Genomic DNA, 26,575 nt, shown 5'->3' with positions numbered 1-26,575 from the left:
GAAGAAAAAGAAACTAATTGGCTTGATTTATGGGCTTTGTGCGTAAGTAATGGGATATCAGATAGCGAATGGATTAACATGACGATCCCAAAAATTCGTGCACTTATGAAAGCAAAGAATAAAAATAGAGAATTCGAAGTCATTCTGCACGGTGGGGAAGTTGGAATCAAAAAGCCGAAGCAGGCCAAGTATCTTTCAGACTTAGGGTTCTTTCCAAAAAAATAAATAAGAGACCTCCGTTTATCAGCGGCAGGTCTTTTTTTCTGTATATATGGCATGTCACTAGTTCAGGAAAAATTTCCTGACCACCAATAAGGGGTGAAAATACATTGACAGATATGAATAAAGATGTTGTTGGGGCGAAGCTTAGTCTTGATACTTCGAAGATGCTCCCAGCCTTTCAGGCCATTGACCGAGGAGCAAAAGGCAACGCCGAGACATTCAAGGTATTGAATTCAGAGATTACCGTAACTACAAAGAACTATACTGCTTTAGCCGCAGCAGCAGACAAGATGGCTCTGACATCCGAAGATCGACGTAAAAAGATTATGGCTGAGTCAGAGGCATTAATTAAACAACGTACGGCACAAGCTGAATTGCTTAACACCAAGAAGAACCAACTTGATCAAGCGAATCAGATCGTAAATGCGAAGCTTGCTGCTCAGGAAGCAATTATTAAGAAGAGATATGATGCCATAGAACATCAAGAGCTTGAACATCAAAAGCGGATGGAAATCCTTCAGAATAAAGCGTATGCCAGTGCTCTTAAGGTAACAACTACAAGAGGTTCCAATACTTCAGACAGAACTAGAGAACGAGTTTTAATGGAAGAGCAGTCTATTCGCCAAAAGCTCATGCAGTTAGCAGAGAGAGAAGGACAACAGGCAAAGCAACAGGCAGCAGAATATGAGCAGTTTTGGATTAAGGCACTAAGAACTCGGGAAATCAAAGCAGAACAGATGCGTGAGAAAGTATTACAGGAAGAGCAGAAGATTCGTCGCGCAATACAACAAACTGCTACACAGTCAAATGGATCGTCAAGTTCTATATTTGACACTTCTGGAGAAATGAATTCTGCCACATCAGGGTGGGCATCGAGATTACAACAAATGGCAGCCCATGCCGTGGTCTTTAACACAGTTTATCGTGGTATCCATGAAGTTCAAGCTGCCATGAAAGTAGGCTTAGTGGATATCGAGTCTAATATGGCTGGATATGTTCAGACAAATGAAAAGTACTTCCTTGAACATAAAAATGGCACTGAAGAAATGGTTATGAATACTCAAATCCTCAACGAAGAAACTACTAAATTTCTCCACACTGCACACAATCTTGGTTCAGAGATTACAGATGTAACCGAATCAGCGCGTCTGTGGGGACGGATGTACAAGGATGCTGCTGTTGTTCAGGAAATGGTGCGGAAGTCCACCATGCTATCTACAGTAGATATGGTGAGTCTTGAAGATGCTACAAAGAGTATGGAGTCTACCTTAGCGCAATACGGAGTGCAGATTAATAACGCTAATGATGCAATGGTATTAGGTGGGCGCATATTGGATTCCTGGTCTAAGGTAGCACATGATACCATGGCACCAGCGAAAGACCTTGGAGCAGCATACGAACGTACGGGTAAGATTGCTGCTGAGACAGGCGTTTCATTTGATGTTATGAATGGACTGATATCATCGGGTGTTAGAAACACTGCTCTTTCGGGTGAAAACCTCGGGAACATGTGGAAAACGGTCCTTGGTACAATCCGAACAGATAAAGCGGTAGCAGAAATTGAAAACTTAGGTGTTGCAACGAAAGAAATTGTAGATGGGAAAGAGCAATGGCGTAGAGCAGATGATATCTTACTGGATCTCTCTACTAAAGTCATCGATAAGAATTATGACTTAACTAAATCCTATGCAGATATATCACGCGGGGTATATCAATACGCAAAATTAGCAGCATCACTTAATGCGGGTGACATTTTACTTGGCACTGCCGCGTCCATTGGATCTACTGGATCAACTCTGGAATACCTCAAGGTACAGATGGATACAATCTCACGGAAAGCAGCTCAAACCAAAACATCGCTACTAGAGATATTCAACCAAGCTGGAGATGATGGCCTGCGTTCAGCCATTAAGAATTCCTTGGATGTAATAGATCAATTATTAATTGGACTAACCAAGATTCCCAAGGGAGCGGTAGGAGCTACTGCCTCTATTGCAGGCCTCATTGCGTTATACAAGCTTATGTCACCATTACTAACCCAGTGGAAGACAGCTCAGACTGCCTTGAGTACGGCTATTGCTATGAACACGACACTACAAACAGCAGCTACAGCAGAAATGGTTGCTTTTACAGCAGCAGCAAGAGCGGCCATGTTGACAACAGCGGCATGGACAGCTGGGATCACTCTCATTGTTGGGGCTATTGCTTTATTCGTCTTTCAAAGTGGTAAAGCGGAGAAAGCGACCAGAGAGCATGCCCAGGCAATGAAGGACCAAGATTCTTCCAGCCAGCAAATAATTAGCCAATATGAACGTCAAATTGAATTGCTTCCTAAATTGGTTAACGCTCATAAGTCTTTAGAACAATCCATGAATTCTGGAAATATGTCAGCTGAGAAGCAATCAACAGTAAAAAAACAATTGGATGATGTTACTAAAGCTCTGATCATTACTCTTGGAGAAGAGGGAGCTAAGCAACTAGAAGCCGCCAATTACACAGACGAAGCTGTTAAAATCCAAGTTAACGCGCTAAATCAACTGATTACAAAACAGAATGAAGCTAGAAAGAATGTATTGCTTGATAGTAAATCATCTTTGGAAGGGCAATTAGCAGAGAATTCCGAAAAACTGTCTAATGCCCGAGAAAAACTTAGTAAAGCAGAAGAAAAACTTACTCGTCTCCGTGAGGATGGAGTTGGGGTATCTTTTAAGGTAACTAATGCTGAAAAAGATGCTCAAACAAAGGTGGAGGAACTAACTACTGCTCATAACAAGTTGCAAGAATCATTAGCGGATACTAATGTACAATTGGGCCAACTAACAGTAGATGGTCTTGATCAACTCGCGGGGAAGGCTGGTGTATCTTCTGAGAGCCTTAATGACATGGGGGCAGTACTTGCAGACCTCCGAGAACAGATAGATGGAAATGGGACGGCTATCAGTGAAATGAATAGCATCTTGAATGAACTTTCTGGAGAGCAATCTTTAAATGCATCTGCTGCCGCAGAATTAATCTTAAAATATCCGCAATTAGCTACTGAAATATACAAGACTGCAGATGGATGGGAGTTTGAAAAGGGAGCACTTGAGAAATTAAGAAAAGAAAAAGTCGCTAAGGCAATAAGTGATCTAGAAGCTGAAAAGACATCTGCTTTTAATACTAAAATAGCTACCGAAGATAGACTTGCTGCTTATGGAATAGAAGCCGCAGCAATCAAGAGTCTTGCTGATCTGAAGGCTAAAGTGAACGGTTCTAAGGTAATCACAGCAGATAATGTAACCACAACAGGAGATGACTTAAAGTACTTTAAGTCAGAGTTTAAGCAGCAAGGATTGGATCAGGCAAAGGCTGAAAGTGAATTAGACGGATTGTTTGCTGAATACGATGCCGAGGCGAAATCTTATGATGAAAAAATAAAAGCTTTAGGTGCTCTTTATAAAGATCCTGATTTTGGAGTAAGTTCGACCAAGGATAGTAAGAAAAGTAAAAGCAAAAGTGCTGCTGATAAATCTGCTGAAAAAGCAGCAAAGGATGCAGCAGCGGCTAGGAAAGAAGCGTATCAGAACGATCTTGATAACTTTAAGTATGTTGCGGAACGCCAAAATTGGACCATAGACCAACAAGTATCTGGATATGAAAAATTAAAGAAACGGCACGCGCAGTTCTTGTCGGAGGACAAAGATGCGCTAAAGCAATGGAGTAGGGACGTCGTAGCTTTAAGTGATGCAAGGTACACCGAAGATGTGGCCAACTTAGAAAAGAAGACTGAGCGCATGCGGCAAGCCAACCTTCAGGAAATCGAAATGGTTAAAGCTTCTCTTGATTTTTATACCAAGGAACAAAACAAGACCTACCTGACTACGGAACAAAAGACTGAAGCACAAAAACAAGTCTATGATTTGACAAAGCAATATAATGAGATGCGATATGTTAACTCCACGAACTGGATCGATAAAGAATCCACAAAGATGGAGATGGCTGGGAAGAAAAAAGCTGAGATTGCACAAATGGAACTAGATGCATATAAACGCATGTCTCTAGACAAATCACGAACTGCTGAACAAAACTTCGCATTAGAGAAAAAAATCTATGAAAAGAAAAAGAGTTTAGTTGAAGAAGAATTCTCGCAATTTCAGAAGAATGTAAATCACAAGAAAAACATCGGGGAACTAACTACAAAAGAGGAACTAAATGAGTGGATCAAGATCCAGAGTATGTATAGAGAAGGAACTGATCAGCGAATGGAAGCGGATGAACAAGTATACTCCCTTCGCAAGAAACTCATAGAAGAGGAAACGAAGATTGTTGATGAACTCGGAAAGAACTACAAGAAAAAGTTAGAGGATTCTAAAAACGCAGCTATAAAAGCAATAGAAGCAGAGCGGGACGCTTATATTGCCGCGAAGGACGCTGAAATAAAGGCTATTGATGATTTACTTAGCAAACAACAGGAATTAAATGAAGATCAGGATTACGAAAGTGCGTTGGCAGAAAAACAAGCTAGATTAGCTTTACTTGCTTCAGCTGTGGGACCGGATGGAATCGCAGAACGAAAACAGGTTCAAAAGGACATCGAGAAACTGCAACTCGATCATGAGCGTACCTTAGCTAAGAGAAGTTTGGAAGAACAAAAGCAAGCCCTACAGGATGAAAAGGACGCCAAGAAGGAATCTTTTGACAAAGATATCGAATCTACAAAAACGCATTACGATGAGTTACTTCAAGCGTTAGAAAGTTTTTCATCAGATACCGCTAATCGTTCGGAGATTATGAAAAACATTCAAGTTCTTAAGGAAGCTGAGAAGAACGCCGAGATATTGGCTCAGCTAGATCAATTTATCTCAGACTACCAGCATAAGATGAGCGCGATCAATTCTTTAACACCAACTGTAGGTGGCTCTTTATCTTCCATTACAACAATGACAACATCTAAGAAGGATTTGGATTTAATCGAGTACAATTCTAACAAGGATGCATGGGATGCGGCAAAAGCGGCTGGTAAAAAATCAGAAATGGAGCGTTTAGCGGCAAGAAATGAGGAGTTGCGTAATAAATACGGCATTGATAAAGACACTGGAAAACTTCAAAGCTTTTCTGAAGGCGGTAAAGTTAAGGGACCCCGTGGAGCAGCCACATTGATTGAAGCACATGCAAGTGAAATTGTTGTGAATGAGCGACAACAGGACAACTTACTCAAACTGATGAACTTTAGAGTGCCTTCATTCAGCTTCGCAATGCCTAGCACATCAGCAACAAATTCTTTTGGTGGATCAAATCCGCAGCAAATCCACAACCATTTCGAATTATCCTCAGGAGATAATTATTTTGAGAATAAATCAGATATTAATGTTTTTTGGAACGAAAGAGACAACTTTGTGCGGAGGGCACAATCCAGAACGGGGGCGAAATAATTGGTTGTAGCAACAGCTGACGGTGTATCCTTTGAGAGTATAGGCTTGGGGCTTAAATCTCATAACATCCCTGTATTACCACCAACAAAAGATAATACACTAGAACTCGCAGATCGAGATGGAGCCATAGATTTTGGCAGCACTTACGGACCACGAACATTTAACCTCGAATGCATCGTTATGGCTGATGATTCGACAATAGACTATCACAACAGAGTCGCCCAAGTGGCGGCTCTTTTTAATATCCGTAAGGGGGATATTGTATTTACGTTCTCAGATCGACCAGGCAAACGTTATAGGGGTCGGTATGCTGGAACAATGGATATTACCAAAATTATCTTCGATGGGGAATTAATGATCCCTATAACCATGGCTGAGAATCCATTCCCAGAAAGTGAAGAAAAAATCCTCGAAACAACAATTACCATTTCTCCAGAAGTTTTTTTTGTTAGCTCTGATGGTGATGAAAAATCAGAACCAGTTATCACTCTTACGAATATCGGAAGCAATTCAATACGAAATTTCAAATTAACCAATGAATATTTTTTAAACTAACATTAGGAGATGATCAAATTGGCAATGCAAATATCGAATTGGCTATCTGCAGCATTTCTGAATGCAGCATTTAGAAACGTAGCATTAGGCGCTCCACCAACAGTGTACTTGGCGCTATATACGTCAGATCCAACGCAAGCAGATACTGGAATCGAAGTTACTGGTGGAGGATATGAGCGTCAACCTATTACATTCTCGGTTGCCGCACTAGAGAATGGGAAAATGACGGTCAGATCTGCAATTGACGTTAGTTTCCCTATCGCATCTGCTGATTGGGGGATGGTGACACACGTAGCCTTAAGAACGGCGGCAACGGGGGGCAACTTGATGTCTTCACAACCATTACAAGACGTAAATGGAAAACCAGCAAGTAGATCAATCCTCATAGGGGATAAAGCGAAGTTTTACGCTGGGTCAACTCTAGTGAGATTCTCACAATAGCATTCACTTTTAGGAAAGGAGGGTATGGAAAATGGCACAACAGCCAATGTACCCAGCTGTAGCGAACAGTATAATAACGGAGTTGGCAGCGGATGTTACAAATTCATCAATAACGATAACAGTAGTTAATGGAGCATCTCTCCCAGCAGGACCGAATTTGATAACAATAGGTTGGGATGAAACAGCAGAGACGGTTCTTTATACAGCAAAGAGTGGAAACACACTAACTGGTTGTACTCGTGGTTTTGGAGGAACGATAGCTAGACCTTGGGGAACATCATCAAGAGTGGCACGATATTTTACGGCAGCAGATCATGAGTCATTTCGGAAAAACATCTTAGATGTTGCGGGAGAGGTTGAAACAGCCCGAACAGGAGCGGGTCCAGACTATATTGGATATGACTCATTGCCTGAGAGACTAGAAGCCGAGAAGGCAGAAATTGACTCTCGGATCGATGCTGCTAATGCGCAGTTGGCGGATATAGCGAAATTTCAGTTTGTTGAGGATATAGTTAATACGACTTATAAAGCGGGTAAAAAAATTGATCTAAACTACGTACAATCTCAACAGGCTATTTTGCTAGCTAAATTTTATCAAAAATTACGAAATGGATTAGAAACAAAAATTATTTGTAAAGGCGATTCTTTAACTTATGGCTATGATTTAATAAGTTCTGATATTCGACCTGGAATAAACGGGAGCACAACTACCATAGCAAGTGCAACATATCCAGAAAAGCTACAGGAGTATTTAAATCAAATCTACAATAACAAGGTTACGGTACTAAATCGAGGGTATAGTGGAGATTGGGTTAAACAAGGGTTTTACAGATGGCAAACTTACCAGGCTTCTGATTTAACCATTTGCATGTATGGTACAAATGATTATAATGCAAGCTGGGTTCCTGATGACATACGAGGCAATATCGAACAATATTTATATTGGTATGAGCAATTTATAGTGCGTGAAATTTTATGGGGGAAAGCCGTTATTATTTTAACTTCTCCTAAGATGCAAAGCGCTGCAGCAAATGCCCTTGATGTATTTAGAAACTCACTATATTTGTTAGGGGAAAAATATGGCGTCCCTGTTATTGATGCAGAAAAATTTTCAAAGAACTATCCTATTTCTATTTATTCAGACACGGTACATTTTAATGGCGCTGGTTACTCTGTTTTTGCTGCACGTTTGGCAAGTGTTTTTATAGGTGAAGGTCTCAAAAATATAAATTTTGTGGGTAATGGATCTAAACTTTTAAGTAGACCAACTATGGATAATATTGTTTATTTTAACGGGTCTAGCTTTACAGTAAATAGTCCAACTAACACACCTAATGAAACGGATGCAAGCAAAGGAATAGTAGCGAGTATTCCCAATGGAGCAGGAATTATTTATAGCTTTTATGCTGAAAAGGATGACCTGGTTGTCCTTCCTTATGCTTATTTAACTGGCGGATCTATGATTTTAGAATTGGATTTCGGCGTAATCCAACCACAGAATAGTATTGATGGTGCACTATTTAGTCCATATGGTTCAGAATTAGAACCAAGTTCTATTACGTATCTTAAACTGGCAAATGATTATTCTAAGCGCATGATTTTAAAAAATAATTTAGCTACATTAAGAATAGTGAGTGATGGATGGCATACATTGAAAATTAAATCAGCAGGTGGGACCACTATCTTCAATGGTGTAGAATTTATCTCAAAAGAAAGTTTCATCGATTTACCAAAGAAAAGCTCTTATTTGGGAAGAACGTCAGATACCTATACTTCAGACGTCATAACAGAGACAAGAATAAACTTAGATGATCTAGTTATTTCTTTGGGATTAAGAGATGTATTTATTGAGACATCACAGTATTGGAAACATCCAGCTATTGAAATAACAGTGTCGAATTATACACAATCTGTGATTAAGTATCAGTATATACAAGGTTCCATGAGTGATAACTCCGGTAGTGCTTTTTTAGGTGAAATTAGTAGGAAAAATATTGCCGCTACGCCAGTAGAAAGAACTATATCAAATGTCACCTATAACACACAGACCAACGAATTTGTAATCACATGGAGTGGAGCTACGAATAAACCTGCCGTATTTAGTGTTAGGTTAGCGTAAACAAAGACAATATGACCATACTGCGGCTAGATTGTCTCTTAGATATGAGGAAAGTAGATGTCTAAATCCTGAGAATTTATAAAAGTCGGTGTTTACACCAAGTATCTTGTGATAATGTTGATATAAGAAGCTGGGAAATCAACAGCTCCGCAGACTATGATCCCCTCAGGCCTCAGTGATTTGAAACAGTTGGTAATTGAAATGGGACTTATTCTTCTACAATTACAAGGTCAGAACTTGAAATTTGATTCTGAGCTCCACAGTCATCACACTTCATAACAATAGTGTTCGAATTTGCTAAATGAATCGTCATTTGAGGATTTCCTTCAACGACAATTCCTTGATATGTTTGAGTATTTCCACATGTTTTACATCTATATTTTACCGATTCCATTATTCCACCCCCTTTACATAAATATATTCTACTGGGAAAGTGAGGATATGGGTAGGTGAAAAGTAGCATCCACACAGAAGGGTCATACAACTTATCCCAATTCTAATGTAAATAAACTAATTGCAAGAAAGTTCATTGCTGTATTGAAAGAAACTAGTCAGTTTTATAGTCTGAATCGGATTCTTTTCTACTATAGTAGGTGAAAATCAACCACATGAGGTTATTAAGTGGTATATATGTTATAATATCCCTGAATTTAAGTCATGGAGGCGATCTCATGTTTGATATGTTCGCGTTGGACCGGACTATTGACTACGGAGGAATTATTTATCAAGTAATAGAGGTATTAAAAAGTGACATGTTGCTAGTTGTAGAGAAAGCTGTCTTCGATCGCCGTGAATTTCCTATGCCGACATTTATCATCCCTGGTCAATAGAATCTACGGGTAACCTTTAATTATTGAAAAATAGGACCATACTGTTCACTAGTGTGTATTGATGTGTATTGATATTCACCTGTGTATATTGGACAATATTACCATGCTTGTAGGAGGTGGTAATGCTGGTCACATCGAGACACAACATCACGGTTGAAGATGAAGTCTATGAAGAGTTCTGTCGGTTCGCCGGGAAGAAGGGCATTAAGATTTCAACTTGGGTAACGCAGAAAATGAAAGAGTTCATCGAAGAAGAACAGATGATCGAGGAGTTCAGAAAGAAGCGCTCATAATGGGTGCTTCTTTTATTTTGTACAAACCAAAATAGGAGAGTGAAGAAGATGAGTAAAAATAAAATCACTGTAGCAGATGTTGAAGCGATCTATGAAAACTCGGAGATTAAAGTTTCTAAAGAATTTGGTAAAACCACGGTAGTCAGTTGTAAGCTGCCCAATGGCTTTGTGATTGTCGAGTCCTCATCCTGTGTAGATCCTATCAACTTCGATGCAGCTATGGGGATGGAGATCTGCAAACAACGCATAGTTAATAAGATTTGGGAGCTTGAAGGCTATAAATTGCAGTGTGAACTTGCTGCGCAGTAGTAGATATTAACCCTTATAAATGCCTATAAATGCTGATAAATCAACGTTTATGGATATATCGGAGCCAAGGACCATACTGCGCACTAGTGTAAGTGTACTTGATAGCAATAAAACCCTATCAGTTACCGCCGATAGGGTTTGGAACGATTATGAAAATTGTAGTTTTGCTTCAGAAACAAGATTTTTAAGATAATCGTAATAAATCGTGCACAAGTTTAGAATTGAGGTATCTTCATATGGGAGATCCTCAGGCAATCCGATTAATGAAAGCTGAACATCAAGTGCTTCCTTGCCAATCGTAATGTAGAACTTCTCTTCTTCGCCGAACTCGTTCTTAATCGTCCAGCCCGAACCTCCATTTTCATCAACCATAAAGAATCCTGTGTGGTTTGGTGGTTTCGGCATATACTGTAAAAATAAAGTACTAAAATAGGCAATGTTTGCTGATACACCTGTATCGAGTTTACCTTCATGAATAATCTGGTTTCGAACTTCATTAAAATATTTGAAAAGAGGGTTTGCAATCATTTCTTGTTGTTTTGGCTTGTACCAAGTTTCAAAATCATCAACGTGCGATTTTAGTTTTTGAATCGCAAAAGTGACGGTACGCCCAAAAGTAATAATGTTTCTAATTGAAGCATGTCTGCGTTCTGGTAAATCATTCTTTAAATCTTTTAGAGCAATTTCGACTGTTTTTAGTGTATCATCGATATTCTTAAATACTGCTTGTTTGGATGACATTCCTCTCCTCCTGGCATATAATAAGAGTGTGTGGTTGCATCGCACGAACACCGAAGAGCGAACGATTGCGAACCAGGCTAGAGCTAGTAGGTGTCCACGCACTTAGGTTTAATCGCAAAATCCTCCTTCCCTTTAAATGGCGACGACATGTCCATTCTATAGGGATTGGGGATTTTTTACTATTAAAAAAAGATAATGACCACACTATTCACTACTGGACAACTGAAAATGTGGATTAAAAAAGAGCTGCCGGATCACTCCAGCGGCTCTTTTCTATATTCAATAATATCTGATAATTCACAGTCCAATTCAACGCATATCTTATCCAGGTTCTCTACTGGTAGTGATTTGACTTTGTTCAAACACATTTCACTGATGGTAGGATGCCGGATTCCGGTCCTTCTTGCGAATTCTCTTTGAGAGATATTCTTTTCCTTAAGCAAACTAACCAGTTTGATAATTATCACTTGTATCGCCTCCTTAAAGTTGTTACGAAGATAGTACCATTATCCTATTGTTACGTAAATAGTAACGTTGTATTATGGATATATGATAACGAAATTCGTAACAATAGGAGGTCATCATGAATAATGTTAGTGAACAACTATTGTCCGATGTCGTGGCCGTGATCTATGAGTCCTTTCCTGAGTTAGAGGTTGAACGCACAAAATCCATATTGTCCGCCGTAGTGGCTAGATACCATATTCAAAAGATCGAAGAAGATGAACCACATCCAGACTCAGATGAGAAAATTAAGATGTTCCTCTCTTCTAAACGTTTGGAGGGGCTGAGCCCTCTAACGCTGGATGGATACGCCTTGGACCTGCACATATTCTTTAAGCATGTACGCAAGCGCACAGACGCTGTAACGGCAGCCGATATTCGAGCTTACCTGGGACAGTTTGATAAACTGAAAATGAGTACAATCGGCAAGAAGTTGTCTGTACTTAAAAGCTTCTTCGGTTGGCTAACATCTGAAGAGATCCTGCCCCGTGACCCATCAGCCAAGCTGAAAACGCCGAAACTCGAAAAGCGCATGCCGAAGGCACTGACTATTCCAGAACTTGAAATGCTTCGGGAAGCTTGTAAAACAGTTCGGCAACGTGCCTTTATCGAGGTAATGTATGCTACTGGTTGTCGGTTATCAGAAGTCTATGGCATGGATCGTGATGCAATCAATCATCAATCTATGAGTTGCCGTGTAATCGGTAAAGGTAATAAAGAGCGTGAGGTATATTTTAGTTTTAAGGCTATGTATCATCTAATGAAATATCTGAAAATCCGCACAGACGATTGCGAAGCACTCATGGTTACTGAGCGTAAACCTCATCGTCGCCTGACTAAACGTGGTATACAACGGGAGATTTCTGTTATCGCTCGGTCGGCTGGGTTGCAGGATAAAGTCAGTCCGCATGTGCTACGGCACACTTTCGCCACGCTTACACTGAATAATGGAGCAGAGCTTGTTGCAGTGCAGGAGCTCATGGGTCATTCGGATCCGCAAACAACTCTTCGTTATGCTCGTATCACTGAAGATCGCAAAAGAGAACAACATAAGAGATATCTGGTTCAATAATACAGATAGTCACACCCTCGGACATTATAGCCGAGGGTTTTTATTAAGTAAGGAAACTTTTCCTGACCTAAGGAGGTGAAATGATGTTCGGAGGCGCGTTTAACCGTATTGTATTTGATGGAGGATACATTCCAGAACTAACATTCGGAGCTGATTTTGAGGTTAAGACTGAATTCGACTCTAGAATGAATTTAGACATGGCTATAACCGCAATGTTTGAGTTTATTTCGGAATTCGAAGCTACAATGGTTCGTGAACAAACATATAATGCTGATTTCCAATTTATGACTGGGCTTGAAGCAACGATGGTGAGAGAGCGTTCCATGGTTGCCTTGTTCGAATTCAAGACTGAACTAAAGGCTGGAGTCAGATATACACATACGGATGAATTTACGTTCACTGGAGAGTTTAATCCCTCAGAGCGAATTGTAATCGACACTAAGAAAATGAAAATCACTAAGAATGGACAAAACGTTTTTCACTTACACGGTGGTGAATTTTTAGAAATAGCTTTCGGGGAAAACACAATCACGTATACAGATTCAGAAGGTTCTAGAGCTGTTTTGACACGAGTTACTCATAAAGACAAATACCTTTATTAGAAGTGGGTGATATTTTTGAATGATTATCTACTGTCTTATGACAAAAACATGAAGCCACTTGGGGCTTTAGTAGATGTATTAAGGAACGAAATTCAGCGCAAACGACGCATTAATTCTGATTATGAGCTGTCATTCACAGTGCCGATGATTTCTGAAGATTACAGAGATTTAATTAAGCTTAAGGGTCATATCAAAGATGAACGCGGCCAATTTTACGTAATTAACAGTCGATCTAGGGTAAGAGAAGATCGCAAATTGACAGCATCAATCATGTGTACTCACATAATGTTCAAGCTTGCAGATTATAAATTCCCATATGCTGGCTATATCGATGAAGCATATGGCGTTCATATTTCTCAGTTAACAAATTTGATTTCCTTAGCAACTGGCGAACGATTCACTTTTTCGATTGATGATACGTTTGATTTGGTTGATGTCAAAGATTTCGGGCGGGGGAATTGTCTTCAGGCACTTAATAAAATTATTGAGATGTATGTGTGTGAAGTAGATCCAGATAATTTTGTAATACACTTAAAGAAAAAAATAGGGAAAGATGATGGAGTACAATACAGAATAAAAAAGAACATTATTTCAGACCAGTTCAAAGATGATACAACTTCTCTTGTGACTAGGCTGTTTTGCGAAATGAAGGATGGTGTCACTTGGATAGGACAACCGGCTTCAATTCTCTCGAATGAGGAAAGGTTCCTGCTAGAGGCAGTTCCTGGGGCAATTGTCGATGGGCTATTGCGAGTAAACTATCTTATTTCTCCATATACTTCTGTTTGGTCTAGTGACTCCGTTCCTTTTTATGATGGAGAATTAACAGAACAAGATATTGATGCAAGTGTTGACCTACCAAAAGCAGTTTCTCAACTATTGGAAGCAGCTAGACGTACACTAAGGGAAAAAGAAATCCCTGCTTTTGAAGTAACTGCAGATGGCGCTGATCTTTATAAGATCGACAATGAAGAGCCGAAACCTGGATTGGGAGATATAGCTTATTGTCATGACCCTGATATGGAGATAGTAAAATTAAAAGCGCGGATTACGGAACTGACGGAATATCCATACACAAAAGAAAAACACGCTCAAGCGACTATCTCTAATATTATGCCAAGTGATATGGATGATCTCATTGCGGACTTAGATAAAAGCAAAACGATAGTAGATAACATTTTCAGTGGTGGAAGAGTTCGAGCAGCTATTTTCGAAGAATTCGCTAGATTAGCCGTACACGATATCAATAACTCTAAAACGGAACTTATTTATCCACCTGAAGGTGGCATCCTTGCACAAGACAAAAATAATCCATTACGTCAGGTACGATTGACTTCAGCAGGGCTCGGTATATCTACAGATGGATGGAACACCTTACGAGCAGCAATAACAGCTGATGGTGTGATGGCAGAACAGGTCATAGGACAATTTGGTAACTTTGTATCCATGTTAATTGGAGAAGGCAACAACGTGGTGCAAATAAACACGCATGGAATGGCAGCAGGTCATGCCAATTTCAATGAAGCTAAGTTTCAAGTAAATATGGCAGGAGACGTAATAGCCAGATCCATAAAACTCACAGGAGAAATTGAACAATCTACGATGATATCTTCTTTAGTTCAGGCTAGTCGATTTGTAGGAAATGAAATTGAAGGTGGAGTAATAACAGGTTCTTTTATAAGGACTGCTGCTTCCGGACAGCGGGTTGAAATGGATGTTAACAGTTTCAGATCCGTAGATGCATCTGGAAAGATAAGAGTATCGATCTCACAAAATGGTAAGTACGGTGTTGCTGGAACAGAGTACTTTGATGATCACGAAATATTCAAAGGTGGTGTTTATGGTATTGATGACGGATTGTACATTGAGGCTCCAAGCTATATGAATTTATACAGTCCTATTATTGCGTTTAACGGAGAGATTAGATTTGGCAATGCATCTGTAAAAGGAATTCAAATTGGATCAATCGAAGGACTACAAGCAGAAATAAATGCTTTATGGTCTGCATTGAGCGGAAAGTCAAATTTAGGTCATAGTCACTCATACAGCGTCTCGATTCCGAATCATAACCATGGAAATCCTGCAAATGTTAACAGTGGCGGGGGGACATTCCCAGTTACTTAATATAATGACACTCTCCTATTAGGATGTTATGATTATAATAATACCAATATCGGGGAGTGTGAAATTGATGAAGAAGTGGACATACATGTTAAGTGGTATTGTAATAGGGGCCGTTCTCATGGCTTCTTCTAATGTATTTGCAGATCAAATAAAATCATTAGTCGGTAAAACAGTGGCAGGGGAATATACAGTGAATGTTAACGGTAAAGTATTGAGTGACAAGGCTATTGTAGTTGACAGTAAGTCACATATTCCCTTGCGTGCTATTTCTGACTCATTGGGGGCTACGATAAAAGTGGAAGGAAAAACTATTGAAGTGACTACAAATGTAGAAGAGGCAGGCGCTGTCACCATTGCAGATACTATAACCAAATCTTCAAATCCATATTTAGGTCAGTCTAAAGAGAGTTTGCAAGAGTCCAGAAACATATTTATGAACAAAATAATCATCCCATCTCAAAAATACAAGCTTCAACTAGAAGAAAAGATGGTTATCAATCAAAAAAATTTGGAACTAGCAGAGAAAGATAGTGGGACGAAGTTTAAAGAAGCTGTTCTTGATTCCATTACAACTACTAAAAATGAACTAAACACTATGAATCAAGATATTCAGAATGCTGAAGCTCAAGTAAAGTTAATTGATGAAGCTCTTACTCTATTGCAAAATTAAAGGTTAATCAATAACCGTAGCAATACAGTATACAAATTACAATATCCTATAACTAAGAAGGTCTCTCCTATGGAGGGGCCTTTATTTATTCGAACGAATCCTATCTAAAGGGATTTCTTTGGATAGAGCGAATATTTATAGGTGAGGTGTTGAAATGGATAATTTACTTGGAACTATTGTATTTATACTACCAGGATTTCTAATGTACTTTTGGCTGCAATCTTTTGGAATCAATCCAGTCGTTAAACATACACCTGGAGAATTCACAGCAATTTCGGCGCTTCTATGGTTGCCTGCGTCATTTTCAACTCTTTTACTTTACAACGGAGTAGTGGGCCTATCAAAGAAAATATCAAAGGCCGAAGCGATCTGGTCAATTCAAGGTTTAAAGGATAAGTCGGGCAGTCTGACATTCCTCATTATGTTTTTACTCATGAGTTCAGTGGTTACGTTTGTATTGTGCGTAATTTGGGCTAAGTGGCTTTATCCGATACAGATGAAGATAATTAACAGAATTCGAAAATGGCGAGGTATAGCCAATTTTTCAAAAACGCCTTCTGTTTGGGATGAAATATTCACAAATAGCGACCCTCAAGTCGTTGAAATTGGGAAGATAGATAAAATGGGCAAGGAAGATGGATCAATAATTGGATGCATAAATAAAGCGTCCCGGACTTTTGAACCGGAACGCTATCTAAACCTTAACGATGTTGAATTTTTCACTGATTTAATTAAAAGACATAAGATCGAGGTTTCTCAGATTTTTTACGATACAAAGTCTGGCACCTATGTAAAAATATTTGATCCAGTTGAAATTAAAGAAGCCCAACTAAGGGATATTAGCGCTACTTCTTCGGAGGTGTCGGCTGAATAATACGTGCTGAACCTTTATCTACGGAATTATTATGTTTTGTAGGAGAACTTACCGTAGGTTTTTGAGATGTAGTGCTTGATGGTTTATTTTTGTTCATTATTCTTTTCTCCTTTCGAAGTACCACCTGCGCTTTGAGTTGGCACGCTCTTAGCGCTGGATAGTGGTAACTGAGTTATTCTTGCAGACAATTTGTCAACGGACCCTTTTAACGAAATCCATTTTTGTTCCTTGCTGTTTTCGGTCATTTAATACCTCCTTATGTTTACTGAAATTCTACATTAAGAAATAATATCCTTCAAAGACATTGATAGGATCGGTAAAGCTACTAGACATTATTTTTTCTCGATTGTGCTTGAGGAACTAATTCTTGCTGAGCTTTTATCTACTGAATATCTTCTGGTAGGTGGCATTGGACTACCTCTAACAGAGCCTTTGTGCTGGTAAATACCCTTATCGGATCGTTTGGTTCTTAATGTAATGTCACTACTGGTGTTTTTAATTTTCCGCACTTGAAACTCCTTTCACAACTCTTCGAACAGGGACAGAAGATGTGGATCGCGGTATAGGGACAAAACTGCCTTTAATTCTTGCTGATGGTTTATCGACAGATCGGTTTAGATAATTTTTAGTTCTGTTGATCTTGTTATTAGCCATGAGTAATCCCTCCCGTTATTTGTCCCAAAGTTCGACGTTTATGTATAAAATACCTTTATTATATCAGTAGTAAATCAGAATCATTTAATATGTATGATTAATATAAGAAAGCCTCTCCAAATTTTGGAGGGGCTTTTACTTTTGTCTGGAAGGAGGGACATAGTTGGTAATTATAAAAAAACTTGAATTAGCACTTGATCTGACGAGACCAGCTGAAGAGTTAGTTGAAGCGATCGTAACAGTATTAGAATTTTACCCCGGGCGACAATTTGAGATATTGCAGCAAGTTGATCATATAGTTGGTGAGATGTTAGCGGCATTGCAACCAATGGTCGGGGAAGAATCAGAACCTGAAGCGAAGGAAAACGATGATATTCCATAGAGATAAAGGAGAATCGTGATAATGGAAGTATCGACAATTGTACCGATCATATCCGTTGCAGCAGCTCTAAGTGGTATCGCTCTTGGTTGGATTGGCCGCACTAAGGCATTTAAACAAGAGGTAGCACAAGAAGCTGGAAATGGAGCTGTACTGCGGACTGACGTTGAGTACATCAAACGCGGGGTCGATGATATACGGGCAGATGTTAGAGTACAGGGGCAAAGAACCGATGCACTGGTTGAACGCGTAACGCGTGTTGAGGAATCCGCCAAGCAGGCGCACAAGCGGCTAGACAAAATCGAAGAATAGAAAGGGTGGTTTGTTATGGAATGGAGTGCAGTAGCTAATTTTATCAATCCTGAGTTGTTACTTGTTGTCACTGTCTGCTGGGTGATCGGATACATACTTAAGCAGACACCGCGCGTACAGGACTGGACAATCATTTATATTGTAACAGTAATGGCTATTATTATCGTGGTTTTGACACGCGGATTTACCCCGGAAAGCATCTTGCAAGCAATCTTGTGTGCTGCTGTAGCTGTCTACGGAAATCAACTAGTTAAGCAGACCCTAAAAGGGGGGAGTAATAATGATGACGCTGGATCAAGTAAAGAATAAATCATCTGCGAGAATGATAGGCTTGCACCCAGTGGTACTAGATGCTACTACAGTTTTAATTGAACGCTGTTACACTCGGGGAGTACCTATTTTGATAACTCAAGGATTAAGAACTATCGCGGAACAAGATGCTCTTTACGCACAAGGTCGTACCAAGCCTGGAGCAGTTGTCACCAATGCGCGGGGCGGGTATAGCTATCATAATTTTGGCTTGGCTGTAGATTTTGCTCTTTTGCTGCCAAATGGCTCAAGTGTGTCGTGGGATATGCGCTTGGATGGTAATAACAATCAGATTGCAGATTGGCAGGAGGTTGTAAAAGAGGCCAAGGCACTTGGATTCGAATGGGGCGGTGATTGGACTAGCTTTAAGGACTACCCTCATTTTCAAATGGTCTTTGGCTTAACGCTTACTCAGCTGAGAACTGGTATTAAGCCATCAGAGATCGCTATGGCAAAAGCAACAGCTGTTATAGATCGACTAAAAGAGGAGGTGAATGAAGACATGAGTAAAATCGAGGAACTGGAACAAGTAATTGCGAAACAAGATGGACGGATAGCAGCCCTAGAGAAGCGCTTAAATATCTCGGGAAAGGAAACATATGCGAAGGACTATGAAAAGGAAATACTGGCCGCCAAGGATGCCGGAATTATTACTTCTTCAGCAGAAAAGTCTAAGCTCGAATTGAACGTAATAACTATGCTGGTTAATGCGGGACTGGCGAATAAAGCTCTTATTTCTTTCTTCAAAAACTTTAAGGCTGATGTGAAATGATATTTATTTAATATTTATAAATTTACCCACCCACAATAATTTTGAATTACATCGGAAGCGCCGATCAGCGTAGTCGGAAAGAATCAGCAAATACCCCATCAACCTTAATTGGTCGGCGGGGTATTTTATTTATCTGTTTCACCTTCCACCCTCAGTCGTACCACGCGCGAAATACTCTCCACATCATTTATTTGTACCCATACTGGCCCATCAATCGCATTGATCTTCACTCGCTCTGGGTCGGTAGCCACTTCCGCGATTCCCTTTATCTTCTCCCCACTTAAGAGCCATATAACAATTAATTCACGTCTCACGGCTGCGACCTTCAAACTTTGTTTAAGCTTCTTATCCATAAGACACCTCTATGTTTTTAGATCAGTATAAATTATCATGACCAAAGAAGCGACCTCTGCAATCTTTTTCCATTGCCAAATATTGAGCATTGGGTATATAATACAAACAAATGTTCTTATTTTCTGTGGGTTGATTTTAAATTTCTTTAAGGAGCTGATCAGCATTAGTGAATTAACTAAAAGAGAAAACGATGCTCTGAATGCAATTAATAATTTATATGACCGTTTAAAATATTCACCGACTGTACAAGAGATTGCGGATGAGATGGGGCTATCTTCTAAATCTACAGCCTTCAGGTATATACAGGTGCTGGAGGAAAAAGGATTTATTGAGCGTAAGGAGAGTTCTCCAAGGGCATTGAGAGTGATAAGGCATGTTAAGTGATACTGCGCGGAAATTACTTATGATTATGACTCACTCAGCAAATCATCACGCTCATATGCCAAGTTTACCGGAGTTAGAGCGGCTAAGTGGTCGCATGCCGGTACCGATTAAAGCAGCTCTAAAGGAGTTAGTTGAGGAAAACTATATTGAGTGGAATTCAAACACGCCGCCTGAGATGGCGATAATAATTGAAGGTTGGGAAAGGGCAGACCCGCGATTCAAAAGAGTTGAGACAGCGACACATGAGATACATTGGGGCATGGACGGAAGTAACACTGATTACTGGACGATGTATTAGGAGGACTTTATATGGCTAGAAAAAAACTTGAAGGTAATGGACTTTGGGAGGGAAGTCGGATGATTATGCCAGAGCATAAACAACGCATACTTAATGATTCACTAATGGAGGTGGTACGTAACAAGCCTGATTTAGATTCTCAAGCGATAGCTGAGATATCACAGGTTTTAGCTCAATCGCTAGAAGATTGTAGTCCGGTTACACTTACAGTATTTGGGGAATATGAGGACATATCCATCCATGGAATAGTCATGAGAGTAGATCAGCAGCTTAAACAGATTAAGTTCCGTCATGGCGATGATTTGGACTGGATAAAGTTAGCGGATATTATTAATGCTGAGGTCTAGTAATGCGACTTATTAGGGGGCATAGTTAGCCCCATTTATACATAGGTATATAGTAAAAATAAACTTTCAGCTGAGAACCGCAGCGGCAAGCCGCAAGGAAGCGGAAGCGAAAGTTAAGAGCATGACCAAATAGGGAAAGTATACAAAAAGTCTACAAATCCCAAAATTGATCGGCCCGGACAGAGGAATCAACCTCTCGAAGGGCCTTTAATATTTTCTTCATAACGGCAGGTGATGGAATGTAATCCTTATCTGAACATGACTTACTGATTGTATTTCGGCTTACTTTTGACAGCCTAACTAAATCCTCTTGATTATAACCCGTTCTGTCCAACCACTTTCCTAACGGACTCCTTTTTTTACCTAAACCCCACAAAAGAATCACTCCCTTTATGGTTTATTTTGTCCAAGCTTCGCAAATTTATACGAATCTTTCACAATTTTTTGCGAATATTGACCAAGCAGTGTTCAGTATGCTCTTGTATACCAACGTTTACAGGAGGTAAACAAGATGAACGATCCAATTACATTTCGACTTCGGAAGGATCTCGACGCAGATATAAAAGAGGCTGTAAAAGACATGGATAAGAAAACTGTGAGCAGCTTGTCTAGAGATGGATTGCGTTTGATGCTAGGGATTAGGACTACTAAAAGCGCAACGGTTACTGAACGGCCATTGGTTGTACCTGATAGGCCTCTGGTTGTGTCTGATCGAGCATTGCCATGGTTAACTGCAGAGACTAAAGGCAAGCCAGTAACAAGTAAACCTGCTGTATACATCCCTAATAGGAGATGATTAACATGTCGAAGTTGCAAACAGTAAGTTGGGGTGAATTTTTCATTGAGAAAAAACAATTGAAGGAGTCTTTCATATTCATTGATTTGGATGAAATCCGTGAAAAGATCACCAAATCCGTTATGAAAAAAGAGACACTGATCAAGGTTGCGGGAATAACTTTGCTTCTGCTTATAGGTTTACCAGGAACGTCTCACGCTGCAACCGGTATAGATGCAGTAGCAGACAAGTTGTATAAGAAACTACTCAACGTTGGAAAATGGATAATCATCATGAAAGGCGGTATCGATACAATACAGAGTGCTATTCAAGGAGATGTTCAATCTGCTAAGAAAAACTTCTTGGGATATTTACTTGTATACGTTGTTCTATGGGCGCTGCCTTGGGGATTAAAGCAGGTAGATGTTGTGTTTGCTGATATGGGAGCGTGAGATGATGAATCCTTTTATAGATGGGCTAAAGGAGCACTCACGGGAAGCAGTGAAGGAGATTGTAATAGGGGCTCTTAGTGGATTAAAGGATGTAGCAGTAGATCTATCGTACTCTATTGCACTGGTTGGTGGAGGCTTATCTATTATTTTATACGTGGCTGGTTGGGAAAAGGGGAAACGATGGACCAGTTTGTTAGTTGTTGGTTACACGCTAATTAAGTATCTAGTGGGGTGATCGTATGAAGGCAATCAAGTTTAGAGAAGTCCTGCGAATAATCAAACCTGAATATGTGTACTTGCGGCTGAAGCCCAGTAATAGTATTCGAAATAATAACACTCACAAGCTGGCTCGGGTTATAGGGTGCCTATATAAGAATGTTTTTGAGTCAATCCGGATGGAAGATGAACGGGTTATACATGTGCTAGGTCAACGATTATCTGTTCCTGTTTCAATGTCGTACTCCTTGCCAGCTAAGGTCGGGTACTTTATTTATCTAGAAAAACAAAAAGTAGAGTTTTACTTTATTATTCCTCGGCAGCATTTAGGGTTGATGAAAGAAAAGATGGGCGATTCTTGGCAAGGTGTTACGATCGAGGAAGTTTTTGAACTTCCTAAGTTTGAATCTGGAACTGCAAAGTATCATTTGAGTTATAAGAAAGAAGATGCTCTTAGTCTCACTGTGGATCGGAGAAATAATGACTGGCTAAACTCATCACTAAATGTTATTGAAGCGTTAGAGGATGGAGATCGAGCAGGAATACTATTTAACCTTATGCCGACCTCTCAATTTAGCTGGCGTAGCACATATAAGGCAACAATTGATAAAGTTCGAAGAGGGATGCCAGTAGATCGTAATAAGGTAGGGATTGGGTACTTACTACGGATGGCAGTATCTATGCTCGCTGGCATCGCTGGTGAGGTTAGCGAGCTGATAGGGGGTGAACGTAAGGCTGCGCGAGAGAATACGTTTGATGGGCTCCTACTTCGTCTGAATGGGGGCGGAAAAACTAGCTCTAGCACAGAACAAAAGGAAACAGCAACAATACTTAATACACAAATAATAGTAATGAGTGAGAGCTCAGATGGGTTACGTCAGAGGAATAATGGGCGAAGTCTTACGCATAGCTTCGATGTTGTTAGTGGAGACAACGAGCTTACTTCTCGATTACTCAGGAGTAAACCTAGATATAATGATTTTTATTTTCGTGGAGCTGCGGTAAATAAGGTGGGTGAAGAAGAACTACAGAATTTTATAGCACTAGCTGGGCGTGACATTTTGGAACGATATGATTTTATAGATAAGGTCGAAACACAAGAAACCGAGGTTCCTGAGGATCTGCAGCAGGGGGCTATTCGGATTGGTACCAATTTGTATAGAGGTAAAGAACAGGCGGCTTATATCAGTAATGACAGTGAGTATAAAAATTTAACTCTTGTTTTGATCGGGCCAACACGCGCCGGGAAATCGGCATTGATCGGAAACATGAGTAAAGACGCAATTGCAGCTGGCGAATGCGTAGTCATTTTTGATTATATTAAAAACTGTGAATTGAGTTCAGAAGTAGCTGCTTCATTTCCGGGAAATCAAACTCTTACAATTAACTGCGGTGATGTAAAAACAATACAGGGATTGGGATATAACGAGGTGGGCACTAGTACTGATCCATTTATCCAATATGACAATGCAAAAAAGCAGACTACGCAGCTTATGACACTGATCAATAGTATTAACTCTGATGATACGCGCCTCAGCGCCAAGATGGAGCGATACCTAACCAGTGCATCCCTTGTAGTCTTTGTGTCTACAGGAAGTATACGGGATGTATTCAGCGTCCTACAGGACCATGTGGCGCGTCATACATTTATTGATAAAGTCCCGAGACAACAGCAAGAAAACCTTTCTGAGTATATCAACAGCCTTTGTGAACTAGATGAGTACAAGGATATAAAGCTTAAAGAGGATGGGGTAACTACATCAATTTCGCAACTGATCGGAACAAAAGAACATCTTATCACTGGTGTAATTGATCGTTTAAATAAACTTAAAGCTAATACTTACATGGAGATGATGCTTAAAAAATCAACGGCTGGCAATATCGATCTAGCCAAGGAGCTACAAAAGAACCAACTGATTACAATTCGGATGCCAGAAACCATGTTTAGTACTGACGGTGAACGGGATGTATACACAACGTATTGGATTACAAAACTTTGGCTGGCTCTCCAGGTACGTGGGCAACATATCCCAGATCGTAATAAGCTTACAAAAGTAAATATCGTGTTCGATGAATTGTATCAGGTTCAGAATACAGAAAAGTTCTTGACCGAAAAGCTCAGCCGTCTTGCAAAGTTTGCAGCTAAGCCCATTATTAGTTGTCATTATTTAAACCAACTAAAATATATCCGTGAAGAGCTTAGAAGTGCTAATGCTTCATATATGCTCATAAGTGGATGCGATAAGAAAAACTTCAATGAGCTGAAGGATGAACTATCACCATTTGAACTAGAGGATCTTCTACGACTTCCACGTTTTCGTAGTTTGAACCTTCTTAAGAATAAAAATGGTTATGCCAGATTTATCACTAGTCTACCTAAGCCCATACAATAATTAAACCCCGTCGGTGATTATACTGACGGGGGATTCTCATTTCTATTCTTTATCTTTCTTTGCAAACCATAACTCTGGGCAATCATGTACCCCGAAATAAACAGGCTGAAGAAAATAGTAGGCTTCATACATTTTTTCAATTTCTCCAAGAAGCTCTGTCTCAGAAAAATCTGACTTGCCCATTTTATTCGCTTGAATTAGCATCCCAATCTCGACACACATGCGCGCACCGAGTTGATCAGCATCTTTCGGAGCATACTTAAGGCTTTCTGTCATTAAACAGTGTTTCCACTCTTCAATTGTCTTTTCCACAATTATCGTTCCTCCTTATATTCAATGATCTCAGCGATATCTTTAATTCCAAGTGCCACCATAACCTTTTCAAGATGTTCCCGGTTAATAGAAGTTCTGATGTTATTACATAATTCGCTTATAGTTGTCGGTCTAAGTTTTGTTATTTCAGATAGTTCCTTCTGCGTTATTCCTCGTGCGTCAATGATATTTTGCAGTCTTATGTGGATCATTTAGGGCAAACCTCCTTTATATAATAAATTACCACCAAAACATAAATAACGCAATATCGTTATTTATGTTGACAATAAAAAAGGTAAAGTGTATATTGAATGTAACAGAATAACCATATAACGATATTTGGTTATTGTAATTATACCGACGGGGATATGTGGGAGGGAAAAGGATTTTAGAAATCTATAGATGGGAGGGAAGAAGCAAGTATATGCAATCAATAACGTAACCGCCTGAATGTGAAAAACTACTATTTCTTTAAAAGATCTCCTTTATAATAAATCATGTATAACATACTAACTCAGGCGGTGTTTATCTATGTTGGATACATTAACTTATATTTTACTAGGTATTTTCGATGCTACAGCTGCGGTACTTTTAATTTTGAAACTTTATATGCTACCAGTTAAAGAATATCGTTTTAAAATTATCTCATTTGCAATATTCATTGCCCTTTTTTCATATTTAATGCGAATGCTTTTGAATGTTCCTAAGATTGACTTACCGTCACAATATATTTTGTTTGTTTTATTTTTAAGATTTGGAATGCAGGTAAAGACACATATTGCATCTTTCATTGCTGGGGCAGGTATATGTGCATACGCGATAATTCAAATGACCATCTTTTATGTTTATGATTGGATGGATCTGATTCATGTTGGTATTCTAAGTGAAAACAACGGTCTTTACCTATATTTTTTCCAGACATCATGTATTGCAATTACACTGTTGCTATCTATCTTGTTGAGTAAGTTCAATTTTGGGTTCTCCTTTATTATAAAACCACCACATGATTTTTTTTCAAAAGAAAACTATCTTACGAGAAGAAATGTGATGCTCCTTTTAGGAAGTATAGTTTCATTGTTAACTGTTTCTGTCACAGTGCTTCTTTTATACAGTTCCAATCCATTAGGATTACTAATAATTGCAGCAATTTCCTTTATAATTTCATTTTACTTTTCAGGTCGGAGTGATAAAGATGATATTAGAAAAGCTATCGAGGCATATAGCGATAAAAATAAAGTCGGCTGATCCACAAGGTCCAGGGTCAGTTGAAGTATTAGAATATGGTATTGGAATCAAACTTAATCTCTATTTCGGTATCATTTCCACAGTAATCTTCGGTTATATTTTTAGTAACGTATTGAGTTCGATGATAGCACTTCTATCATTTATGGCACTTCGGAAGTTTTCAGGGGGGGTTCACCTTCCAATCACTCTATGTTCTCTCGTAACGGGTCTAGCTGCAGGACTCATACCTTTGGCTGAAATTAGTCAACCAGTTCAATATTCCATAGGATTAATTTCACTAGTCATAATGTGGATGTACGCCCCGAATGATTATGAGGATATAAATGCGGTCGGATTCAATGAACATTGGTCAAAATTAACTTCTATTGCAATAGTGATAGTCAGCCTGTGTTTTTCGAATTCAATAGTAACAATCTCTTTCTTTGTTCAAGCTATTTTGATACTGCCTATATACCCTAGGAAAGGGGGTGTGTGAATTGAAGAAATCTACAGCACGCATTTTGTCTAAACTGACAACTGATTTTGCGTTAAAGGCTGCTAAAGGCAGAAAGACAATTGTCGGAGCAATGCCGGTTCCTAAAGAACTGCGTAAAAGTGAGTAGTTTT

34 protein-coding genes are annotated in these 26,575 nt (G+C 39.4%); 26 read left to right on the top strand and 8 right to left on the bottom strand.

Annotation, left to right across the window (positions count from 1 at the left end; translation table 11 throughout):
• Positions 1-338: 338 nt before the first annotated feature.
• From M2444_RS26295 to M2444_RS26280, 4 genes are read left to right on the top strand one after another with little or no spacing between them, the layout of a single operon-like run.
• Positions 339-5,633, top strand: coding sequence for a transglycosylase (locus tag M2444_RS26295; RefSeq protein WP_280788473.1), 5,295 nt, complete (start codon positions 339-341; stop codon positions 5,631-5,633).
• A complete protein-coding gene (locus M2444_RS26290) occupies positions 5,634-6,188 on the top strand; it encodes a phage tail domain-containing protein (RefSeq protein WP_280788423.1) in 555 nt (184 codons plus the stop codon).
• A gap of 24 nt (positions 6,189-6,212) precedes the next feature.
• Positions 6,213-6,629, top strand: coding sequence for a phage tail fiber protein (locus M2444_RS26285; protein ID WP_280788472.1), 417 nt, complete (start codon positions 6,213-6,215; stop codon positions 6,627-6,629).
• Positions 6,630-6,660: 31 nt separating this feature from the next.
• On the top strand, positions 6,661-8,748 hold the full coding sequence (locus M2444_RS26280; RefSeq protein ID WP_280788422.1) for an SGNH/GDSL hydrolase family protein: 2,088 nt from the start codon (positions 6,661-6,663) through the stop codon (positions 8,746-8,748).
• A gap of 208 nt (positions 8,749-8,956) precedes the next feature.
• On the opposite strand, the gene M2444_RS26275 is transcribed toward M2444_RS26280, so the two are convergent.
• Positions 8,957-9,142, bottom strand: a complete 186-nt coding sequence (locus M2444_RS26275; protein WP_280788421.1) for a hypothetical protein — start codon at positions 9,140-9,142, stop codon at positions 8,957-8,959.
• A 277-nt stretch (positions 9,143-9,419) separates the two neighbouring features.
• On the opposite strand from M2444_RS26275, the gene M2444_RS26270 reads away from it, so the two are divergent.
• From M2444_RS26270 to M2444_RS26260, 3 genes are all read left to right on the top strand, one after another.
• On the top strand, positions 9,420-9,578 hold the full coding sequence (locus M2444_RS26270; protein ID WP_280788420.1) for a hypothetical protein: 159 nt from the start codon (positions 9,420-9,422) through the stop codon (positions 9,576-9,578).
• A gap of 122 nt (positions 9,579-9,700) precedes the next feature.
• A complete protein-coding gene (locus M2444_RS26265; RefSeq protein ID WP_280788419.1) occupies positions 9,701-9,871 on the top strand; it encodes a hypothetical protein in 171 nt (56 codons plus the stop codon).
• A gap of 48 nt (positions 9,872-9,919) precedes the next feature.
• Positions 9,920-10,180, top strand: a complete 261-nt coding sequence (locus M2444_RS26260; RefSeq protein WP_280788418.1) for a Gp49 family protein — start codon at positions 9,920-9,922, stop codon at positions 10,178-10,180.
• A gap of 147 nt (positions 10,181-10,327) precedes the next feature.
• Here the strand turns inward: M2444_RS26260 and M2444_RS26255 are convergent, their stop codons facing one another.
• Both M2444_RS26255 and M2444_RS26250 read right to left on the bottom strand, forming a co-directional pair.
• On the bottom strand, positions 10,328-10,921 hold the full coding sequence (locus tag M2444_RS26255; RefSeq protein ID WP_280788417.1) for a hypothetical protein: 594 nt from the start codon (positions 10,919-10,921) through the stop codon (positions 10,328-10,330).
• A gap of 254 nt (positions 10,922-11,175) precedes the next feature.
• Positions 11,176-11,388, bottom strand: coding sequence for a helix-turn-helix domain-containing protein (locus tag M2444_RS26250; RefSeq protein WP_280788416.1), 213 nt, complete (start codon positions 11,386-11,388; stop codon positions 11,176-11,178).
• A gap of 116 nt (positions 11,389-11,504) precedes the next feature.
• On the opposite strand from M2444_RS26250, the gene M2444_RS26245 reads away from it, so the two are divergent.
• The 5 genes from M2444_RS26245 to M2444_RS26225 all read left to right on the top strand — a co-directional run bounded on the left by M2444_RS26245 (position 11,505) and on the right by M2444_RS26225 (position 16,767).
• Positions 11,505-12,497, top strand: coding sequence for a tyrosine-type recombinase/integrase (locus M2444_RS26245; RefSeq protein ID WP_280788415.1), 993 nt, complete (start codon positions 11,505-11,507; stop codon positions 12,495-12,497).
• An 80-nt stretch (positions 12,498-12,577) separates the two neighbouring features.
• A complete protein-coding gene (locus M2444_RS26240; protein ID WP_280788414.1) occupies positions 12,578-13,099 on the top strand; it encodes a phage distal tail protein in 522 nt (173 codons plus the stop codon).
• A gap of 15 nt (positions 13,100-13,114) precedes the next feature.
• On the top strand, positions 13,115-15,223 hold the full coding sequence (locus tag M2444_RS26235; RefSeq protein WP_280788413.1) for a phage tail protein: 2,109 nt from the start codon (positions 13,115-13,117) through the stop codon (positions 15,221-15,223).
• A gap of 67 nt (positions 15,224-15,290) precedes the next feature.
• Complete coding sequence (locus M2444_RS26230) at positions 15,291-15,893, top strand: 2,' 3'-cyclic nucleotide 2'-phosphodiesterase (protein WP_280788412.1); 603 nt, start codon at positions 15,291-15,293, stop codon at positions 15,891-15,893.
• A gap of 154 nt (positions 15,894-16,047) precedes the next feature.
• On the top strand, positions 16,048-16,767 hold the full coding sequence (locus M2444_RS26225) for a hypothetical protein (protein WP_280788411.1): 720 nt from the start codon (positions 16,048-16,050) through the stop codon (positions 16,765-16,767).
• 83 nt (positions 16,768-16,850) lie between these two features.
• Here M2444_RS26225 and M2444_RS26220 read toward each other — a convergent pair whose 3' ends face one another.
• Complete coding sequence (locus M2444_RS26220; protein ID WP_280788410.1) at positions 16,851-17,012, bottom strand: hypothetical protein; 162 nt, start codon at positions 17,010-17,012, stop codon at positions 16,851-16,853.
• A 572-nt stretch (positions 17,013-17,584) separates the two neighbouring features.
• Here M2444_RS26220 and M2444_RS26215 point away from each other — a divergent pair.
• Genes M2444_RS26215 through M2444_RS26200 form a run of 4 tightly spaced genes read left to right on the top strand, consistent with a single transcriptional unit; the run spans position 17,585 to position 19,193 of the window.
• Positions 17,585-17,803 (top strand): hypothetical protein, encoded by a 219-nt coding sequence (locus tag M2444_RS26215; RefSeq protein ID WP_280788409.1) that lies wholly within the window; start codon positions 17,585-17,587, stop codon positions 17,801-17,803.
• A gap of 21 nt (positions 17,804-17,824) precedes the next feature.
• On the top strand, positions 17,825-18,112 hold the full coding sequence (locus tag M2444_RS26210; RefSeq protein WP_280788408.1) for a hypothetical protein: 288 nt from the start codon (positions 17,825-17,827) through the stop codon (positions 18,110-18,112).
• 15 nt (positions 18,113-18,127) lie between these two features.
• Entirely contained in the window at positions 18,128-18,421 is a 294-nt protein-coding gene (locus M2444_RS26205) for a phage holin family protein (RefSeq protein ID WP_280788407.1), read from the top strand.
• Entirely contained in the window at positions 18,393-19,193 is an 801-nt protein-coding gene (locus tag M2444_RS26200) for a M15 family metallopeptidase (RefSeq protein ID WP_280788406.1), read from the top strand. Before M2444_RS26205 ends, M2444_RS26200 begins: the two co-directional genes overlap by 29 nt.
• 125 nt (positions 19,194-19,318) lie before the next feature.
• On the opposite strand, the gene M2444_RS26195 is transcribed toward M2444_RS26200, so the two are convergent.
• The gene (locus M2444_RS26195; RefSeq protein ID WP_280788405.1) at positions 19,319-19,546 is read right to left on the bottom strand and encodes a hypothetical protein; all 228 of its coding nucleotides are present in this window, start codon (positions 19,544-19,546) and stop codon (positions 19,319-19,321) included.
• Positions 19,547-19,583: 37 nt separating this feature from the next.
• Between M2444_RS26195 and M2444_RS26190 the strand changes: the two genes are divergently transcribed.
• The 3 genes from M2444_RS26190 to M2444_RS26180 are packed head-to-tail and all read left to right on the top strand — an operon-like array spanning position 19,584 to position 20,576.
• Positions 19,584-19,931 carry a LexA family protein gene (locus M2444_RS26190; RefSeq protein WP_280788404.1) on the top strand — a complete coding sequence of 116 codons (348 nt, stop codon included), beginning with the start codon at positions 19,584-19,586 and terminating at the stop codon, positions 19,929-19,931.
• Positions 19,921-20,229: a hypothetical protein gene (locus M2444_RS26185; RefSeq protein ID WP_280788403.1), complete on the top strand. Its 309-nt coding sequence runs from the start codon at positions 19,921-19,923 to the stop codon at positions 20,227-20,229. The genes M2444_RS26190 and M2444_RS26185 overlap by 11 nt, the downstream gene beginning before the upstream one ends.
• Before the next feature lie 11 nt (positions 20,230-20,240).
• A complete protein-coding gene (locus M2444_RS26180; protein WP_280788402.1) occupies positions 20,241-20,576 on the top strand; it encodes a YolD-like family protein in 336 nt (111 codons plus the stop codon).
• A gap of 151 nt (positions 20,577-20,727) precedes the next feature.
• Here the strand turns inward: M2444_RS26180 and M2444_RS26175 are convergent, their stop codons facing one another.
• On the bottom strand, positions 20,728-20,961 hold the full coding sequence (locus M2444_RS26175) for a helix-turn-helix domain-containing protein (protein ID WP_481857538.1): 234 nt from the start codon (positions 20,959-20,961) through the stop codon (positions 20,728-20,730).
• A gap of 126 nt (positions 20,962-21,087) precedes the next feature.
• Between M2444_RS26175 and M2444_RS26170 the strand changes: the two genes are divergently transcribed.
• The 4 genes from M2444_RS26170 to M2444_RS26155 are packed head-to-tail and all read left to right on the top strand — an operon-like array spanning position 21,088 to position 24,412.
• Positions 21,088-21,372: a hypothetical protein gene (locus tag M2444_RS26170; protein ID WP_280788400.1), complete on the top strand. Its 285-nt coding sequence runs from the start codon at positions 21,088-21,090 to the stop codon at positions 21,370-21,372.
• A gap of 5 nt (positions 21,373-21,377) precedes the next feature.
• Positions 21,378-21,803 (top strand): hypothetical protein, encoded by a 426-nt coding sequence (locus M2444_RS26165; protein WP_280788399.1) that lies wholly within the window; start codon positions 21,378-21,380, stop codon positions 21,801-21,803.
• Position 21,804: 1 nt separating this feature from the next.
• A complete protein-coding gene (locus M2444_RS26160; protein WP_280788398.1) occupies positions 21,805-22,038 on the top strand; it encodes a hypothetical protein in 234 nt (77 codons plus the stop codon).
• A 4-nt stretch (positions 22,039-22,042) separates the two neighbouring features.
• Positions 22,043-24,412 carry a type IV secretory system conjugative DNA transfer family protein gene (locus tag M2444_RS26155; protein WP_280788397.1) on the top strand — a complete coding sequence of 790 codons (2,370 nt, stop codon included), beginning with the start codon at positions 22,043-22,045 and terminating at the stop codon, positions 24,410-24,412.
• Between the two features lie 42 nt (positions 24,413-24,454).
• Here the strand turns inward: M2444_RS26155 and M2444_RS26150 are convergent, their stop codons facing one another.
• Together M2444_RS26150 and M2444_RS26145 are read right to left on the bottom strand one after the other, a co-directional pair.
• Complete coding sequence (locus M2444_RS26150) at positions 24,455-24,724, bottom strand: hypothetical protein (RefSeq protein WP_280788396.1); 270 nt, start codon at positions 24,722-24,724, stop codon at positions 24,455-24,457.
• 2 nt (positions 24,725-24,726) lie between these two features.
• Positions 24,727-24,936 carry a helix-turn-helix domain-containing protein gene (locus M2444_RS26145; RefSeq protein WP_280788395.1) on the bottom strand — a complete coding sequence of 70 codons (210 nt, stop codon included), beginning with the start codon at positions 24,934-24,936 and terminating at the stop codon, positions 24,727-24,729.
• Positions 24,937-25,255: 319 nt separating this feature from the next.
• On the opposite strand from M2444_RS26145, the gene M2444_RS26140 reads away from it, so the two are divergent.
• From M2444_RS26140 to M2444_RS26135, 3 genes are read left to right on the top strand one after another with little or no spacing between them, the layout of a single operon-like run.
• Entirely contained in the window at positions 25,256-25,969 is a 714-nt protein-coding gene (locus tag M2444_RS26140) for a hypothetical protein (RefSeq protein WP_280788394.1), read from the top strand.
• Positions 25,917-26,444: an accessory gene regulator B family protein gene (locus tag M2444_RS33655; RefSeq protein WP_481857537.1), complete on the top strand. Its 528-nt coding sequence runs from the start codon at positions 25,917-25,919 to the stop codon at positions 26,442-26,444. Before M2444_RS26140 ends, M2444_RS33655 begins: the two co-directional genes overlap by 53 nt.
• 1 nt (position 26,445) lies before the next feature.
• The gene (locus M2444_RS26135) at positions 26,446-26,571 is read left to right on the top strand and encodes a hypothetical protein (RefSeq protein WP_256989822.1); all 126 of its coding nucleotides are present in this window, start codon (positions 26,446-26,448) and stop codon (positions 26,569-26,571) included.
• The last annotated feature ends 4 nt before the right edge of the window (positions 26,572-26,575 follow it).

This window comes from Paenibacillus sp. PastF-3, from assembly GCF_029893135.1.
Taxonomy (GTDB): Bacteria; Bacillota; Bacilli; order Paenibacillales; family Paenibacillaceae; genus Paenibacillus_AQ; species Paenibacillus_AQ nitricinens.
This window is presented reverse-complemented; position numbering and strand designations above follow the sequence as displayed.

Coding starts and splice junctions, on each gene's coding strand:
- M2444_RS26230 (WP_280788412.1), top strand. CDS start 15,291: ATGAAGAAGTGGACATACATGTTAAGTGGTATTGTAATAGGGGCCGTT.
- M2444_RS26180 (WP_280788402.1), top strand. CDS start 20,241: ATGGCTAGAAAAAAACTTGAAGGTAATGGACTTTGGGAGGGAAGTCGG.
- M2444_RS26240 (WP_280788414.1), top strand. CDS start 12,578: ATGATGTTCGGAGGCGCGTTTAACCGTATTGTATTTGATGGAGGATAC.
- M2444_RS26160 (WP_280788398.1), top strand. CDS start 21,805: ATGATGAATCCTTTTATAGATGGGCTAAAGGAGCACTCACGGGAAGCA.
- M2444_RS26275 (WP_280788421.1), bottom strand. CDS start 9,142: ATGGAATCGGTAAAATATAGATGTAAAACATGTGGAAATACTCAAACA.
- M2444_RS26155 (WP_280788397.1), top strand. CDS start 22,043: ATGAAGGCAATCAAGTTTAGAGAAGTCCTGCGAATAATCAAACCTGAA.
- M2444_RS33655 (WP_481857537.1), top strand. CDS start 25,917: ATGATATTAGAAAAGCTATCGAGGCATATAGCGATAAAAATAAAGTCG.
- M2444_RS26285 (WP_280788472.1), top strand. CDS start 6,213: ATGCAAATATCGAATTGGCTATCTGCAGCATTTCTGAATGCAGCATTT.
- M2444_RS26270 (WP_280788420.1), top strand. CDS start 9,420: ATGTTTGATATGTTCGCGTTGGACCGGACTATTGACTACGGAGGAATT.
- M2444_RS26190 (WP_280788404.1), top strand. CDS start 19,584: ATGACCAAAGAAGCGACCTCTGCAATCTTTTTCCATTGCCAAATATTG.
- M2444_RS26265 (WP_280788419.1), top strand. CDS start 9,701: ATGCTGGTCACATCGAGACACAACATCACGGTTGAAGATGAAGTCTAT.
- M2444_RS26165 (WP_280788399.1), top strand. CDS start 21,378: ATGTCGAAGTTGCAAACAGTAAGTTGGGGTGAATTTTTCATTGAGAAA.
- M2444_RS26245 (WP_280788415.1), top strand. CDS start 11,505: ATGAATAATGTTAGTGAACAACTATTGTCCGATGTCGTGGCCGTGATC.
- M2444_RS26210 (WP_280788408.1), top strand. CDS start 17,825: ATGGAAGTATCGACAATTGTACCGATCATATCCGTTGCAGCAGCTCTA.
- M2444_RS26220 (WP_280788410.1), bottom strand. CDS start 17,012: ATGACCGAAAACAGCAAGGAACAAAAATGGATTTCGTTAAAAGGGTCC.
- M2444_RS26185 (WP_280788403.1), top strand. CDS start 19,921: ATGTTAAGTGATACTGCGCGGAAATTACTTATGATTATGACTCACTCA.
- M2444_RS26255 (WP_280788417.1), bottom strand. CDS start 10,921: ATGTCATCCAAACAAGCAGTATTTAAGAATATCGATGATACACTAAAA.
- M2444_RS26170 (WP_280788400.1), top strand. CDS start 21,088: ATGAACGATCCAATTACATTTCGACTTCGGAAGGATCTCGACGCAGAT.
- M2444_RS26280 (WP_280788422.1), top strand. CDS start 6,661: ATGGCACAACAGCCAATGTACCCAGCTGTAGCGAACAGTATAATAACG.
- M2444_RS26145 (WP_280788395.1), bottom strand. CDS start 24,936: ATGATCCACATAAGACTGCAAAATATCATTGACGCACGAGGAATAACG.
- M2444_RS26295 (WP_280788473.1), top strand. CDS start 339: ATGAATAAAGATGTTGTTGGGGCGAAGCTTAGTCTTGATACTTCGAAG.
- M2444_RS26200 (WP_280788406.1), top strand. CDS start 18,393: ATGATGACGCTGGATCAAGTAAAGAATAAATCATCTGCGAGAATGATA.
- M2444_RS26225 (WP_280788411.1), top strand. CDS start 16,048: ATGGATAATTTACTTGGAACTATTGTATTTATACTACCAGGATTTCTA.
- M2444_RS26195 (WP_280788405.1), bottom strand. CDS start 19,546: ATGGATAAGAAGCTTAAACAAAGTTTGAAGGTCGCAGCCGTGAGACGT.
- M2444_RS26260 (WP_280788418.1), top strand. CDS start 9,920: ATGAGTAAAAATAAAATCACTGTAGCAGATGTTGAAGCGATCTATGAA.
- M2444_RS26140 (WP_280788394.1), top strand. CDS start 25,256: ATGTTGGATACATTAACTTATATTTTACTAGGTATTTTCGATGCTACA.
- M2444_RS26205 (WP_280788407.1), top strand. CDS start 18,128: ATGGAATGGAGTGCAGTAGCTAATTTTATCAATCCTGAGTTGTTACTT.